Genomic DNA, 14,848 nt, shown 5'->3' on the forward strand with positions numbered 1-14,848 from the left:
CTCGGGACGGCTATTTGCGAAACAGGCCCGAGAGTTCCTTCGGCTCGATTGCCGTGTTGCGCACCGGCGACGGCGCAGGCGCGCTATCGCTCTGACCGTTCTCGAAAGCGGTCCATCCGCCCGGCCCTAGCCGTTCGAGCGGGCGGTAGCGGATCTTGTACTGCATGCGCTGCGATCCTTCGACCCAATAGCCTAGATAGACATAGGGCAGACCCGCCTTTTGCGCGCGCAGGATGTGATCGACGATGATGAAGTTGCCCATGCCGGGCCGCTGTTCATTCTCCGGATCGAAGAAGCTGTAGATCATCGACAGCCCGTCATCCTGCCGGTCGCTGAGGCACGCGCCGATCAGCTTGCCCGGCAGTCCATTCACGGACGGTTCGCGATATTCAATCACATAGCTGTCGACCGGCGTATGCTCGACCATGTCGGCATAATCGATCTCGTCCATCTCCGTCATTCCGCCGCCCGGATGGCGGGCGTGGAGATAGCTTTGCAGCAGCGCATATTGTTCTTCGGTCGACCACGGCTTGCATGCCGTAATGACGAGATCGCTGTTGCGCTTGATGAGTTTGCGCTGCGTGGCGTTGGGCTTGAACCCGTCGGCCACGACGCGAACGGACACGCACGCGGAGCAATCGGCGCAGCTCGGGCGATAGGCAACGTTCTGGCTGCGCCGGAAACCGATGCGCCCGAGAGCGTCGTTCAGTTCCGCCGCATGTGTTCCCGACAATTCTGTGAAAACCTTGCGCTCGCTGCGGCCCGGAAGATAGGGGCACGGGCTGGGGCTTGTCACAAAAAAGCGAGGAAAACGAAACGGTGCGCTCAATGCTTATGCCCTCTCAACCGCTGCTGTGACCCGCCTGGCACCCATTATGGCTGGACCCTGCCCTGTTTAAAAGGGCATTTACCTCGATTTCGTCAACGGACCGAAAGAATCCTGTTCTCAGGCCGCCTCGACTTGGGACACCTCATATCCACCCGCGTTCAGCGCGTCCATCAGCCGCTCCAGATGAGCACTGTCGCGCGTCTCGCATTCGATGTCGGCAATCAGTCCCTTGGCGGGCAGGCTGGTGAACACGCGCTGGTGATAAACCTCGATGATGTTGACCTGCTCTTCATCGAAGATGCGAGCGACATGGAAGAGCGAACCGGGCCGATCCTGCAGCCGGATACGCAGACGCGCCAGACGGCCCGACCGGGCGAGATCGCGCAGCAGCACGTTGGCCAGCAGGCGCGTGTCGATATTGCCACCGCACAGCACCAGCCCCACGGTGCGCCCCGCGAACAGTTCCTTATGCGTCAGCATGGCCGCAAGGCCAGCCGCCCCGGCCCCCTCGACCACCGTCTTTTCGATCTGGAGAAGCAGGCTGACCGCCTCCTCCAGCGCGCGTTCGCTCACCAGCAGCACATCGTCGGCGAGTGCTTCGACCACCTTGCGGGTCATGAAGCCCGGTTGCTTGACCGCAATGCCTTCGGCCAGCGTATCGCCATCGCAGGCAAGGTCCGCGCCCTTCACATAGGCGTACATCGACGGATACAGCTCCGCCTGAACACCGAACAGCTGCATCTCGGGCTTGAGCGCGCGGGCGGCGATGCCCACGCCGGAAAACAGCCCGCCGCCGCCGATCGGCACGACCAGAGTATCAATGTCGGGCACGTCCTCAAGCATTTCGAGCGCAATGGTGCCCTGTCCGGCGATGATATCCGGCTCATCGAAAGGATGCACGAAGGTCAGGCCGCGCTCGCCTTCGAGCTTGCGCGCATGTTCATAGGCTTCTTCGAACTTCTCGCCGTGGAGCACGACTGTCGCGCCATGCCCTTCGGTCTGCATGACCTTCACCATCGGCGTGGTGCGCGGCATCACGATCGTGACGGGGACGCCCAGACGCGCGCCGTGATAAGCAAGCCCCTGCGCATGATTGCCCGCCGACGCGGCAATGACACCCTTGCTGCGCGCTTCGTCGCTCAGCAAAAGCAGCCGGTTGAGCGCGCCCCGTTCCTTGTAGGCGGCGGTAAACTGGAGATTTTCAAACTTCAGATAGACCTTGGCGCCCAGCATGTTGGACAGCGTCCGGCTGTGCAACGTCGGCGTGCGGACAATGGACGGCGCTATCCGGGCATGAGCGGCCCGAATATCCGACAGTGTCACCGGCAACGGTTCGACACTGGTCTGCGCGCTTAACTGGGTCATCGTCCTTTATCCGGCCTCATTCAATTTTGGTGAAAACTCGCCCTATGCGGGAAGCGCGCCAATGTCTATGCAGGACGCATGGCAAACATAGCGTTTATCGGACTGGGCGTGATGGGCGGTGCTATCGCCGGGCACCTGGCGAAGGCGGGGCACAACCTCACCGTGTACAACCGGAGCATGGGCAAGGCGAAGGCCTGGGGCGAAGCGCATGGCGGTGAAGTGGCCGTCAACGCCGCAAAGGCGGCTGAAGGCGCGGATGTCGTCATCGCCTGCGTGGGCACCGACGATGACCTTGCCTCGGTCACTCTGGGCCGTGAGGGCGCGTTCCGTACGATGACAAAGGGCACGCTGTTCATCGACCATACGACGGTGTCGGCGCGTATCGCCCGGCAGCTCTTCGTCGAAGGCGAGAGCCGCGGCATCCACTGTGTCGACGCACCCGTGACCGGAGGGCAGGCGGGCGCGGAGAACGGCACGCTCGCCATCATGTGCGGCGGGACTCAGCCTGCGGTGGAGACGGCGCGGATCGTCATGAAGCCGTACACCAGCCGGATCGTCCATGTCGGTGGCGCGGGCGCCGGGCAAACCACCAAAATGGTCAACCAGATCACCTTCGCGGGCATCATCCAGTCGCTGGCCGAGGGAATGCGCTTCGCACAGGCGGCGAAACTCGATCTCGACAAGGTGTTCGAGGCGATTTCGGGCGGCGCCGCGCAGAGCTGGCAGATGGACAACCGCTGGAAGACGATGGCGGAGGACAGTTTCGATTTCGGGTTCGCGGTCGACTGGATGCGCAAGGATTTGAGCCTCGCGATCGAGGAAGCACGGGCGAACGGCGCGACGTTACCCACCACGGCCATGATCGATCAGTTCTACGCCGACGTGCAGGCGATGGGCGGCGGACGGCAGGACACCAGCGCGATCATCCGGCGGATACCGAAACGGTGATCATCTCCCGACGAGGGGGCATAGCCGCTCTCTGCACCGCCCTGCTGATCACGGCGACGCCTGCGCTCGCCCGCAAGAAGGCGCCCCCTCCCGCCCCCACGCCTTCGGGCGGGTTGATCGACAATGTCAACGGCATCACCACCGACGCGATGGGCCGTCTGGAGCGCTTTACCGGGCTGATGATCGACGACGATGGGCGCGTCGTGTCGCGATTGGCGGCAGGGGATCAGCGCCCGGCCTATCCCCGTTTCAAGCTGGACGGCAAGGGGCGGACACTCATCCCCGCCTTTGTCGACGCGCAGGCGCATCTCGTCGAGACCGGGCTGACACTGATGACCGTCGACCTTTCGGGCGCACGCTCGCTTGCCGAAGCGCAGACAAAAATCACCGAAGATCTGCGCGCCACTCCCGACCGCAAATGGATCCTGGGGCGCGGCTGGGACGCGAAACGCTGGGGCCTTGCTGCACCGCCTTCCGCCGCCGATCTCGACGGAGTGACCGGCGGCACGCCTGCATTGCTGACGAGCGCCGATGGGGAGAGCCTGTGGGCCAACAGCGCCGCATTGCGGGCCGCTGGCGTAACCAAGGCCATGGCGGTGGACGAAATGCAACGCCGTCTGCGCTCGGCAGCACCGCAACCGGCGCCCAAGGACCGTGACCTCGCGCTCGACAAGGCGCAGCGGCTGTTCCTGGCGGCGGGCTATGGCGCGGTGGTCGACACAGCGCTCTCCATCGAGGACTGGCAGAGCCTGCGCCGCGCCGGTGACCGGGGTGCGCTGCGCCTGCGTGTAGCGGGTTATGCGCGTTCGCTCGCCGATCTCGTCACGATTGCCGGGCCAGAGCCGACGCCCTGGCTGTACGATGGACGGCTGCGGCTGGTCGGGGCCAGTTTCCGGCTGCGCGCGCCCGCACCCGCACCCACTTCGCCGCAAGCAACCGCGCTCCTCAACCAGATGAGCCGCGCGGCGATGGACGGGTTTCAGGTCGGGCTGGACATGGGGCCAACCGACGCCCCCGCGCTCCGCGATGCCGCGCTCGACATGTTTACCGAAATGGACGCGACCTATAAGGGCGACCGACGCTGGCGGCTGGATCTGCTACCCCCGGACGCACCGTCACAGCCGGTCAAATCGATCACCTTCCTGTATTCCGCTCCCGCAGTCCTCACGCGCGGCTCGATGGGGTCCGGCAGTCCGGCATCACGCCCCGGCCCGTTCGCGCTGCTCGCGATGATGGTGAAGCCCGAGGATGCGGCCAGCCGGGGCGCCGCGCTTACCGCCCTCACCCGCCAGCCCGCTTACGCCGCATATGCGGACAAGGAGTTTGGCGCGCTCGAAACCGGGCAGCGCGCCGACTTCCTGCTGATCGACCGGGATATCACGACCGCCGCGCCTGCCGAAATTGCCGGGACACAGGTGCTGGAAATCTGGGTCGGCGGGCGACAGATCCTTACGAAATAGGACGGCCGCAGTCGCGCTCCGCCATATGGGCGCGCAGGGCGGCGATGTGGGGGCTACCCCAGTTCACCACACCGACACCAAGCGGCAGGAAATTCCGCCGGTCGAACACCGCTATGCTGTAGCGGTCGCACAGCCGATCCAGGCTCGCACGCTTCAGCATCCCGATGTTCATCACGATCGGGCGGCCCAGCGGATCGCCGTCCCGTCCCCGCACCACGTCCGTCACAAACCGCCCGCCGCGTGGATCGACCAGCACGACGTCAGCCTTGGACGCCATGATCATCGCGTGGCTCTGCTGATAGGGACGCACATAATCGTGCGCGCGCAGGGCAAGGAAGCTCGCCATCATCAGCGTCACCAGAGTCGCGGCGTAAACCGGCCGCAATGAGACTTGCCGCAACCGCGTCCAGCCATAGCCTGCGAGCAGCGCGAAACTGCCGATATACCCGTGAAGATAGCGATAGCCCCAGCCATAGCCCTGATCGATCGCCAGCACCGTGACGGCCAGCCCGCCCAGCGCGAGTGGCAGCATGACGGTCTGCCCGCGCAATGCCTCCCGCCAGCGGATCATCGCCATGCCGACAATCGCGAGCGGTACAAGCAGCACATGGTTCCACGCCATGAACCGCGCGACATGCAGCAGCGGCCGCCATTTTTCGAGGCGCGCCATCAGGCTGCCCAGCTTGTCAGCGACGCCCGCTGCGGGCATCACATCGGCGGGCTGCCCGAGATGGTGGAGCAGGAAAGCGGGCCACAGCTTCGCCCACACGCCCACGATCACCACCAACACCAGCGTATGGAACGCCAGCACACCCCAGCGCCGTTGCAAAGCGAACCACAGGAGGAACGGCGCGAGGAACAGCAGCGGAAAATGCCACTGGTGCATCCCCCCGAGCAGCAGTGCCACCAGCGCCGCGCCGATATGCCCTCGCCTGTCGTCACGCAGCACCAGCGCCAGCCACAGCATGTTGAGCGAGAAATGCCCGGTCATGGCGTAGGGCGTCATCCCCGTCACAAGCAGCTGCGCGGAGGTGAGCGTCAGGATCATCGTGACCGCAACCGCATCGTTGCGGCCGGGGAACAGCTGCAACGCGACCTTCCACAGGGCGACAAGCCCGATAACGAGAAGCAGCGGCCCGGCGAGATTGGCGTCGCCCATCCACGCGCACAGCGCCCGGAAGCCGCTGTTCACCGGCAGGTAAGCGGACGCCCAGACATGATCCGCGCCGAAAGGCGAGAAAAATTCCGGCATGATCGCGCGACGATAGTCGATCCACTCCGCCGGAATGGGGCGCCCGATCAAACCATCGCGCAGCGTCGTGCTTCCAAACTCCGCCACCTGCTCATCGCGGGACAGGGCATAATCGCCAAACAGCGCATAGCGCCCCACCCACGCCGCGAGCGCGAACAGCGCGATAAGCGCCCCAACGATGCGCCCCTGCAATACCCAATTGGTTGGGCCTACTGACACGCCCCGCTCGCGCCAAAGCACGGCAGCCACCACGCCCAATCCGGTAATGCCGAGCAACAGCGCGGGCATGTCCTGTCTTGCAAACAGCGCGTAGGGAAGCGTCTGCCCCTTGATCCACAGCATCTCGATCAGCCACGCCGCGCCCAGCCACAGCGCCAGCACAGCCGCGCTCGCCAGCAGCAACCGCGCTGCCGCAGACGGCATCAGGCCGTCTCGTCCGTCAGATCGGCGCGCACAAAAATTCCGTCCATTTCGACCAGCAGGGGGAAATGCCCCTTGTTGTTGGCAAAGAACGCATTGGGGGCGAATCCGCGCTCCTCCAGCATGGCGATCATTGCGCGATAGTCCGTGCCCCCAGCATACAGGCGCCGGACGGCGAGTTCGGTCTGGACGCCCAGCATATCCGCGAGCCGATCGCCCGCGCCGTCGCACACGGCCTTGTCATGGCCCTGCGTATCCATCTTGAGGAACGGCCGAGCGAAGCCATGCTGTTCGCGCAGTTCGGGAAGCAGCGTGTCCAGCCGTCGGCATTGCATGTCGACCACGCGCTCCACCTTGTTGCGCTCGACGAACACCGCCTCCATCGCTTCAGCAGGCTTTTCGATCGAACTGAACTGGTCGGCCGCCATGATGTGGAAGGGCACCACGCCGTCGTGGTCGGACAGCGCCATATTGAACACATGCCAGCGCGGGTCTGATACCGCACGCGCGTGCAGCCGGGCAAAGACATCCGGGTTCGGCTCGAACGAGAAGATCAGCCCGGAGAAACCCACGTCCCGGCGCAGCATCGTCGCATATTGCCCCGCATTCGCGCCCACGTCGAACAGCGCATCCACGGCAAAGGCAGAAAGAAAACGACGCAATGCGAGAATTTCGGGATACTGGAACACGCGCCCCCCAACCGCCAGCCGCAGCGCCAGCCAACGATTGCGCAATTCCCGCTTCACCCTGCCTTCGTTCATGCCGTCCCCATTGCCTGTGCGTAGAGCGCGAGCGTCGCGCGCGCCGCCGCATCCCAATCGCCCATTGCGTCGCGCAGCGCCAGTGCTCTTTGTCCGAAGGACGCGCGCAGCGCCGCATCTCCCACAAGCGAACCGATGGCGGCGGCCAGCGATTCGCGGTCGTCCGGCGCGCAGGAAACGACAGCGGGGCCATCCCGCACCTCGGGCAAGTGCGCGAACAGGCCGACCCGACTGCACAGCATCGCCTTGCCGTAATGCAGGGCCGAGAGAAACGCGCCGCTGCTGTCGATGTGGCGATAGGGAAAGACGACGATGTCGGCCTTGCGCAGATGCGCGTCGAGCCGCTCCTCGTGCAGGAATCCGAGGTCGAGGATCAGCCGGTCGCCGAACCCCGCGCTACGCACCGCATCGAGAAGCGGGGCGATGTCCATGAACGGTTTTCCCGCGACCGCGAGTTCGAACCGGGCCCCCGACCGCCATTGCGCGATGCAGGCGTCGATCAGAAGATCAAATCCCTTGTACGGGCGGATCGTGCCGAAGAAGAGCAGCCGGGGCAAAACGGGGTCGGGAACGGCGGCCAGATCCTGCTCGCGCGCCTGCGCCAGCGTCATCGGCGGATGGGGGATGACCGCGATCCTGTCACGCGCCAGCCCTTGCGCGATGAGCGCGGTGCGGCTTTCCTCGCCATGGACGATCAGCCGGTCGAACCGGCCGAGCAACGCGGCATAGCCCCTGCCCTGCACCCCGGCATCGCCATGATAGGCTGCGACATTGTGAACCGTGTGGACCAGCGCGGGGCGTCCGGGGCGGGCCAGCAATCGCTCGATCCACACCGCATCGGCGCTGGCGAAAGGCAGCCACTGGACATGGACGACATCGGCAGCCGCATGGTCCGTCAATGGCCCGAAACGGGCATCCAATAGATATTCCGCCGCCTTCGCTGCCCGTGCCACCGCCCCCTCACCCAGCACGCCGCGCGCCCGTTCGCTCAGGCCGAAGAACCGGGTCTGGTAAGAATAACCCTCGGGCTGGATCGCGTCAGTGTCGCGCATCGGGCGGGCGAGCAGCGAGACATCCGCGCCCGTCCTAGCCAGCGCCGCGCACAGGCTGTCGTCGTAACGCCCGGTAAAAAGCGAAGGATCGACCATCGCGACTTTCATGCCGCCGCCTCGCGCAGCAAGCGTCGCAGCGCGACGATGTGCAGCAACGCCGTCGCCACGAACACCGCGCCGTAGATCGCCATAAACGCGCTTGCATGGTCGCCGCGCTGCCCCGCACCCAGCGCGAGCGGCATCGTCAGCAGCGATCCGGCGAGGAATGGCAGCGACTGGCGCAGCAGTGGCGCAAAGCGGGACAACGCGCCCTGCACATAGACCGACACGCAGATGAGCGCGAGCGCCATCAGGATGACGCACAACCACCCCTGCTCACTCAGCGTGATATGCGCCCGGCCCCCAAACAGTTCGTCGAACAAACGCTGCCCGATGGCGAGGAGCAGCAGCGCCGCACATCCCGCTATACCCAGCGCCACCCCGCTGGCGGTGAGCAATCGCTTACCGAACGCGCGGGCGTCATGACGAAACCATGCGCTGGTGAGGCCCGGCAGCACCGCCTCCACCGTCGCGCGGATAGCGGTGGAGACGGCGCGGCTCATCTTGAACACAAAATCGAACAGCAGCAACAAGCGCGGATCGTGGCTCAGCGCCGCAATCGTGAAATAGGGCGCGTTATAGGCCGTAATCTCGCTCAGCGTGAGCAGCACCGACGCGCCGATGTCCCGCAGATAAAGGCGGCGGATATGCCCGCCGCCGACCCGCCAGGCCACCCATTGCCGCGTGCGCATGCCCGTCCGCCGCTGGAGCAGCACAATCCCCGCACCGATGCCGAGCAGGCTGACTACAAGCTGCACGAGCACCGATGCCATCAAATCGAAGCCGAAGAGGACAGCAATGAGAGCCACAAGGCTGACCGCGCGGCGGGACAGGTCGATGCCTTCCCACAGAATATTGCCGTCGACCGCGGCGAGCCCCCGTTTGGCGAGGAGGGACAGAACATTCAACGCCGACACGATGAAAAACAGCACGAACAGCAGCGGCACGCTGGTCGCGATCCATCCCCCGGCGATCGCTCCGGCGACCACCAGCGTCCCCAGCCCGATCAGGCCGAGCAGGAATAGGAACAGCACCCCCATCTCCTCGGGCCGGAAATCGCCCGGATCGCCATCAGCCGATCGCCCCAACCAAAAGCGTCGCAGCCGAGCGTAAATGATGTTGGTGAGGCCGAATTCAGCGGAAATGGTAAAGTTGTTGAACGCCACGAGCAGCAGGAATGCCCGGAAATCACCCGGTGGCAGCACGCGCACGAACACATAGGTGACGGCAAAGCCCCACAGCATCGACAGGCCGACATTGGCGAGCTTGACCAGCGTCAGAATATGGGCGGACCGCTCCAGCCGGTGCAGCAAGCCGTCCACCGCGATCGGTTACCGAGCGGCGGCGGGTTTGACCGCGCGGAACAGGATTTCACCAAGACCCATGCGCGCCCGCTCATTTTGGGGGACCGCGTCCGCGCCGATGGGCGTCACGACGAAACCGGCGGCGGCGATGCGATCCGCGAAATCCGGGCCATATTGGCGAACATGGTCCCACTGGCCAAAGCGCCGTTCCCGTTCCGCAGCGCTCATCCCGGGCTGGCCGTCTTCCGTCCGCTTGTCCCATAATGGAACGATAAGCCATGCCTCGCCGCCCGGCCTCAGGCTGGCGTAAATATTGCGCAGCACCGCGGCGTCATCTGGCACATGCTCCATGACATGGCTGGCGTAAAACAGGTCGAAGCGACTGGGCTGATCCAGGGCCATCAGATCGACCGGTTGCACACCCAAGATGGCGTAGCGGGACGGATCGATATCGGCGGGCACATAGTCCCCTGCCGCGCCGCCAAAACGGTTGACGAGGCTCTGTTCGCTCGGCGCCATGTGGAGGATCGCGCCGCTCTGCGGCAAGGCCAACACCCCGGCGTCGAGCAGCGCGTTGACCAGCCGCTCGCGGGGCGATGCGCCACAGGCCGGGCATCCCCAGTCGGCGCAATCCCCATAGCGGAAGAAACCGACGACATCGCCGCCGCACGCAGGGCAATGATGATCCTGTCGCGCGCCCAGCAGGGAGCGCAGGCCCAGCAACGCGCGCGACACATGCTTCCCCGCCGCCTTGCCCGCGCGCTGCGCCGTGATCATGCGTCCTGTTCCTGTGAAGCCCTACCGCCCAAGCCGTCCCCCGCCTCAATAAGCGTTGTGATGCACCAGCACGCCGATCGTGGCGGCCAGAATGCGCAGATCTCGCCATACGGACCATCCGGTCACATATTCAAGGTCCGATTGCAGGCGGAGGATCAGATCTTCATGTTCCACCGTGTTTCCACGATGCCCACGCACCTGTGCGAGGCCCGTGATGCCGGGCTTGATGCAGTGGCGCGCCCAGTAACGCGGATCGACTTCCCAGTACAGCGCATCGGCCGCCTTCGCCCCGGGCGCATGGGGGCGCGGACCGACAATGCTCATGTCCCCGCGCAGCACGTTGAACAGCTGCGGCAGTTCATCCAGACTGGTGCGGCGGATGAAGGCGCCCACGCGCGTCACGCGGGGATCGTCCTTTTCGGTCAGCCGGTCGGCGCGATGATCGCTGTTTTCGACCCGCATCGAGCGGAATTTGAAAATGCTGAACGGGCGGGCATCGAGGCCGATACGCTGCTGCCGGAACAGGATGGGACCGGGGCTGGACAGGCGGACCGCGAACGCCGTGGCGATCAGCACAGGGGACAGGATCAGGATCGCACCCGCCGACACCACGATGTCGAACATCCGCTTCACCACCCGGTCGCGAAAATCGAGCGGACCGCCCGCTACAACCAGCGTAGGCAGATGCTGAAACGTGCCGCCGCGCGCCGGCGCATAGCGCGCCATTTCGGGGACGATGATCTCGCCCCGCGCGGACAGCGATTTGAGCGCCATGCTCCACTCGCCGACCTTGTCGCTGGCGCAGGACACGACGACGTGCTCGGCGCTGCCCACCGCCTGCGCAAGACGCTCTGCCATGGTCGCGTCATGCTGCGCGGGATCAAGGCCAATCGCGCGCGCATCAACGACCGACATATGGCGGGGCAGGTCGACGGTCTCTGCCCCATCGTGGATGAACACTTCCATGCGCGGCACCTCACCCAGCATTCGACGCGCCTGTGCCCGCACGAACAGGCGGCAGGCCACCAGCCCGCCCACTGACAGGACGCAGCCGACCAGGAAGGTGAGGCGCGAAATCTGCTCCGAAATCTTGGCGAGAAAGATCAGAAGCAGCGTCACCAGCACCGCCTGCCCGAAGGCGAGCAGCGCATGCGCCGCACTACCCCGCGCATTGCTCAGCATCCGGATGCCATAAGCCCCGCCGTTGATCGCCAGCAGCGCGTAGACCGGCGCGATCATCGCGAACAGCACCAGCCCGTGCGGCTTGTTCGGTTCGCCCAGCCAAGCGCCCAGCACCAGCAGATTGGCGAGCACGAAGCTGCCCAGCATCGTCCACATATCGAGCGCGAGACCGAGGAGATACAGGCGCACACGCGCATTCTGCTTGCTAACCGGCGGAACGGAAACAACAGAGTGGGCGCGGGCTGGCTTGGTCGCCATAACAGGGTTCCTCGGGCGTCGGCGCTCCCTCAGCCTTCAAAAAGACGAGCGGTCCACCGGCCGCGGCTCTTTACACGAATCGCTCTTCGGCTCAATAGCGGCGCATGGACACCGCATCTCGCCGGACCCCACCGAAAGGCCGCGCATGAACACCGCGGTCGGCTGGCGAAAGGCTGCGCGCTGGATCGCGCTGCCCTGGTGGATTGTACAGCTCGGCACCGGCGCCAAATCGTTTCGCGATAATCCGCTGATCGGCTCGCAACGCCTCAACCGACTTGGCCTGCACGTCGCTCGCATCCGCGTGGCGCACGCGATGGCATGGTGGCGACGCGCACGGCTGGCTAATCAGGTGAGCGCGCCGGACCGGGACCAGTTCGCGCGGCAAGGCTATGTGCTGGTGCCCGACCTGCTGCCGGAGAAGGAGTTCAGGGCGCTGCGCGATACGCTGCTCGCCCGGACCTGTGCCGTGCGGGAGATGACGCAGGGCGACACGGTCACCCGTCGCATCGCCATCGACGCGGCGATGCTGCGCGATGTGCCTGCACTCAAAACCCTGCTGCAAAGCCCCCGTTGGCGGGGTCTGATGCGCTATGTGGCGAGCTACGACAGCGAGCCGCTTTATTATATTCAGACCATTCTCACCCACCGTGCCGATGCACCCGCCGATCCGCAGACCCGTGTCCACGCCGACACGTTCCACCCGACGATGAAAGCCTTTTTCTTCCTCACCGACGTGGCCGAGGATGAAGGGCCTTTCAGCTATGTCCCGGGATCGCACCATCTGACCGCGCAACGCCGGGAATGGGAACGCGCCAAGAGCCTGACCCCGGCGGCCGATCTGGAACCGCTTGCCGCGCGAGGATCGCTGCGGATTGGGGATGAAGAACTGAGGGACCTCGGTCTGCCTCTGCCGGTCCGCTTTGCCGTGCCCGCCAATACGCTGGTTGTTGCCGATACTTGCGGCTTTCACGCGCGCGGCCCCTCAGTGCGGCCATCGGTTCGGGTAGAGATTTGGGCGTATAGCCGCCGAACCCCGTTCCTGCCGTGGACCGGCGGGGACATCCTCAGCACTCCCTCTCTTGCGGCGCGTCGAGTCCCGTGGCTGTGGACCGCGCGGGATCGGCTAAAGCGCTGGGTCGGCCAGCCGTGGCAATATTCCGGTGAGAAGAGGCCCGCCGACCCATGAAAGGCAAATCCATCCATTTTGGATGGCAAACTTGGCTTGCAAAAGTGCCGCTTCTGCGCAAAACAGGCCCCCTAAAGGGGCGCGATAGACAGTCCAACAGGGCGCATCGTCGGAGAATATAATGAATGCATTTCCGGAAGGTCCCTCGATTTTCGCCAGCGAAAACGAGCAAGCCGGGTACTCGGGCATCGCCACCGCCCGTTCGGTTATTCAGCAGGAAATGGAAGGTCTGCGCCAGCTGCTTCATGCGCTGGACGACAGTTTCGAGGAAGCGGTCCGCATCCTCATCGCCACGCGCGGCCGCGTCATCATCTCCGGCATCGGCAAATCCGGGCATATCGCCCGCAAGGTGGCGGCGACTTTGTCGGCCACGGGTACGCCGTCCTTTTTCGTTCATCCCGCTGAGGCGTCGCATGGTGATCTTGGCATGCTCAAGGCCAGCGACAGCCTGCTCGTTTTTTCCAATTCCGGCAAGACTCGGGAGCTGACGCCGATCTTTGCGCACGCCGCAGCGCTATCCATCCCGATCATCACCGTGGCCTCGCAGGCGGACACGCCGCTGACCCGCGGATCGACGGTCAACCTGTTGCTGCCGCCGGTGGCGGAGGCGTGCCTCGTCAAGATCGCGCCGACGACATCGACAACCATGATGCTGGCGCTGGGCGATGCGCTGGCGGTCGCGGCGATGGAACTGCGCGGCGTGTCCCGCACGGATGTGATGCAGTGGCACCCTGGTGGAGACATCGGCTGGCGTATGCTGCCGGTCGATCACCTGATCCGTGCCGATTTCCCTCTGCCGCTGGTCCGCGAAGACACGCGGATGCGCGACGTCGTGCTGGAAATGACATCGGCGGGCAAGGGTGTCGCGGGCGTCGTCAACGATGCGGGGCATCTCGTCGGGATCATCACCGATGGAGATGTGCGGCGGTCCTTCGATCATGTGATGATCGCGACCGCGCGGGACGTGATGAACCGGGACCCGATCACCATCCCGAGCGGAACGTCCATCGAGGACGCCCTTGGTCTCCTCAACGCAGCCAAGATCACCGTCATGTTCGTGATGGATGGTTCCGATCCGCGCAAACCCGTTGGCCTGATCCATATTCACGACATGGCAACGGGTGGCTGACATTTCGTTTGCGTGGTTCGCCCGATGAGTGTCGCGATCGTCATTCCCGCCCGTTATGCATCGACCCGCTATCCGGCAAAACCGCTTGTCATGCTGCGCGGAGCCGGTGGAAACGCCAAGTCGCTGATCCAGCGGAGCCATGAGGCGGCCTCGACCGTTCGAGGCGCCGATCACGTGTACATCGCCACGGACGATGATCGCATCGCACAGGCTGCACGGGATTTCGGCGCGCAGGTGATCATGACCCCGGATAGCTGCGCCAACGGGACGGAAAGGATCGCCGCCGCAGCGCCACAGCTTCCTCAGGACGCCGACATAATCGTCAATTTCCAGGGCGATGCGCTGCTCACACCCGCGCCGCTCGTCGAAGCGCTGATCGCCCATATGCAGGCTGACCCGCAGTGCGTGTGCGCAACCGTTGCGGTGCGCTGCTCGCCCAGCGCCTACCGTCACCTTGTTGCGGATCAGGCGGCCGGGCGCAGCGGCGGCACCACAGCGGTGTGCGACGAAACGGGCAACGCGCTCTATTTCTCCAAGCGGGTGTTGCCATTCCTCCCCGAAGACCGGGCAGAGCGGGATTGCGGTAAGGTGCTTATGCACCTTGGCCTCTATGCCTATCGGCGCTCCGCACTCGCCACCTACGCCGCCCTCCCGCCCAGCTTTCTGGAGCAGGTCGAAGGTCTGGAACAACTGCGTTTCCTTGGCGCGGGCATTAAGGTACATGTGGTGCAGGCCGACGCGCCGGACTGGGATACGATCGAACTTAACAACCCCAGTGACGTCGCGCCGATCGAAGCGATCCTGCAGCAACGCGGGTTGGAATAGC

Annotated in this window: 13 protein-coding genes; 5 read left to right on the forward strand and 8 right to left on the reverse strand. The window is 64.8% G+C overall.

Going from position 1 to position 14,848, the window contains the following annotated elements; genetic code table 11:
* Positions 1–10 precede the first annotated feature (10 nt).
* Entirely contained in the window at positions 11–829 is an 819-nt protein-coding gene (locus FHS92_RS02510) for an arginyltransferase (RefSeq protein WP_184077195.1), read from the reverse strand.
* A gap of 117 nt (positions 830–946) precedes the next feature.
* Positions 947–2,194 carry a threonine ammonia-lyase gene (locus tag FHS92_RS02515; protein WP_184077197.1) on the reverse strand — a complete coding sequence of 416 codons (1,248 nt, stop codon included), beginning with the start codon at positions 2,192–2,194 and terminating at the stop codon, positions 947–949.
* Between the two features lie 78 nt (positions 2,195–2,272).
* Between FHS92_RS02515 and FHS92_RS02520 the strand changes: the two genes are divergently transcribed.
* Positions 2,273–3,142 (forward strand): NAD(P)-dependent oxidoreductase, encoded by an 870-nt coding sequence (locus FHS92_RS02520; protein ID WP_184077199.1) that lies wholly within the window; start codon positions 2,273–2,275, stop codon positions 3,140–3,142.
* Positions 3,139–4,602, forward strand: a complete 1,464-nt coding sequence (locus FHS92_RS02525; RefSeq protein WP_343056633.1) for an amidohydrolase family protein — start codon at positions 3,139–3,141, stop codon at positions 4,600–4,602. Before FHS92_RS02520 ends, FHS92_RS02525 begins: the two co-directional genes overlap by 4 nt.
* On the opposite strand, the gene FHS92_RS02530 is transcribed toward FHS92_RS02525, so the two are convergent.
* From FHS92_RS02530 to FHS92_RS02555, 6 genes are read right to left on the reverse strand one after another with little or no spacing between them, the layout of a single operon-like run.
* Positions 4,592–6,277, reverse strand: a complete 1,686-nt coding sequence (locus tag FHS92_RS02530) for an MFS transporter (RefSeq protein WP_184077201.1) — start codon at positions 6,275–6,277, stop codon at positions 4,592–4,594. The genes FHS92_RS02525 and FHS92_RS02530 overlap by 11 nt on opposite strands.
* The gene (locus FHS92_RS02535) at positions 6,277–7,035 is read right to left on the reverse strand and encodes an FkbM family methyltransferase (protein WP_184077203.1); all 759 of its coding nucleotides are present in this window, start codon (positions 7,033–7,035) and stop codon (positions 6,277–6,279) included. The genes FHS92_RS02530 and FHS92_RS02535 overlap by 1 nt, the downstream gene beginning before the upstream one ends.
* A complete protein-coding gene (locus FHS92_RS02540) occupies positions 7,032–8,195 on the reverse strand; it encodes a glycosyltransferase family 4 protein (protein WP_184077205.1) in 1,164 nt (387 codons plus the stop codon). Before FHS92_RS02540 ends, FHS92_RS02535 begins: the two co-directional genes overlap by 4 nt.
* Positions 8,192–9,487: a hypothetical protein gene (locus FHS92_RS02545; RefSeq protein WP_246351808.1), complete on the reverse strand. Its 1,296-nt coding sequence runs from the start codon at positions 9,485–9,487 to the stop codon at positions 8,192–8,194. The genes FHS92_RS02540 and FHS92_RS02545 overlap by 4 nt, the downstream gene beginning before the upstream one ends.
* 30 nt (positions 9,488–9,517) lie before the next feature.
* Positions 9,518–10,267, reverse strand: a complete 750-nt coding sequence (locus FHS92_RS02550) for a class I SAM-dependent methyltransferase (protein WP_184077209.1) — start codon at positions 10,265–10,267, stop codon at positions 9,518–9,520.
* 45 nt (positions 10,268–10,312) lie between these two features.
* Positions 10,313–11,707, reverse strand: coding sequence for an exopolysaccharide biosynthesis polyprenyl glycosylphosphotransferase (locus FHS92_RS02555; protein WP_184077218.1), 1,395 nt, complete (start codon positions 11,705–11,707; stop codon positions 10,313–10,315).
* A 145-nt stretch (positions 11,708–11,852) separates the two neighbouring features.
* Here FHS92_RS02555 and FHS92_RS02560 point away from each other — a divergent pair, with 145 nt between their 5' ends.
* The 3 genes from FHS92_RS02560 (at position 11,853) to FHS92_RS02570 (ending at position 14,847) form a co-directional block, all read left to right on the forward strand.
* Entirely contained in the window at positions 11,853–12,893 is a 1,041-nt protein-coding gene (locus FHS92_RS02560) for a phytanoyl-CoA dioxygenase family protein (RefSeq protein WP_184077220.1), read from the forward strand.
* Positions 12,894–13,014: 121 nt separating this feature from the next.
* A complete protein-coding gene (locus tag FHS92_RS02565) occupies positions 13,015–14,022 on the forward strand; it encodes a KpsF/GutQ family sugar-phosphate isomerase (RefSeq protein WP_184077222.1) in 1,008 nt (335 codons plus the stop codon).
* Between the two features lie 24 nt (positions 14,023–14,046).
* Positions 14,047–14,847 carry a 3-deoxy-manno-octulosonate cytidylyltransferase gene (locus tag FHS92_RS02570; RefSeq protein WP_184077224.1) on the forward strand — a complete coding sequence of 267 codons (801 nt, stop codon included), beginning with the start codon at positions 14,047–14,049 and terminating at the stop codon, positions 14,845–14,847.
* The last annotated feature ends 1 nt before the right edge of the window (position 14,848 follow it).

The organism is Sphingobium subterraneum (assembly GCF_014199435.1).
Taxonomy (GTDB): domain Bacteria; phylum Pseudomonadota; class Alphaproteobacteria; order Sphingomonadales; family Sphingomonadaceae; genus Sphingobium; species Sphingobium subterraneum.

Excerpts from the sequence above, each read along its gene's own strand:
- FHS92_RS02515 (WP_184077197.1), bottom strand. The coding sequence starts at position 2,194 with ATGACCCAGTTAAGCGCGCAGACCAGTGTCGAACCGTTGCCGGTGACA.
- FHS92_RS02520 (WP_184077199.1), top strand. The coding sequence starts at position 2,273 with ATGGCAAACATAGCGTTTATCGGACTGGGCGTGATGGGCGGTGCTATC.
- FHS92_RS02530 (WP_184077201.1), bottom strand. The coding sequence starts at position 6,277 with ATGCCGTCTGCGGCAGCGCGGTTGCTGCTGGCGAGCGCGGCTGTGCTG.
- FHS92_RS02535 (WP_184077203.1), bottom strand. The coding sequence starts at position 7,035 with ATGAACGAAGGCAGGGTGAAGCGGGAATTGCGCAATCGTTGGCTGGCG.
- FHS92_RS02540 (WP_184077205.1), bottom strand. The coding sequence starts at position 8,195 with ATGAAAGTCGCGATGGTCGATCCTTCGCTTTTTACCGGGCGTTACGAC.
- FHS92_RS02550 (WP_184077209.1), bottom strand. The coding sequence starts at position 10,267 with ATGATCACGGCGCAGCGCGCGGGCAAGGCGGCGGGGAAGCATGTGTCG.
- FHS92_RS02555 (WP_184077218.1), bottom strand. The coding sequence starts at position 11,707 with ATGGCGACCAAGCCAGCCCGCGCCCACTCTGTTGTTTCCGTTCCGCCG.
- FHS92_RS02560 (WP_184077220.1), top strand. The coding sequence starts at position 11,853 with ATGAACACCGCGGTCGGCTGGCGAAAGGCTGCGCGCTGGATCGCGCTG.
- FHS92_RS02565 (WP_184077222.1), top strand. The coding sequence starts at position 13,015 with ATGAATGCATTTCCGGAAGGTCCCTCGATTTTCGCCAGCGAAAACGAG.
- FHS92_RS02570 (WP_184077224.1), top strand. The coding sequence starts at position 14,047 with ATGAGTGTCGCGATCGTCATTCCCGCCCGTTATGCATCGACCCGCTAT.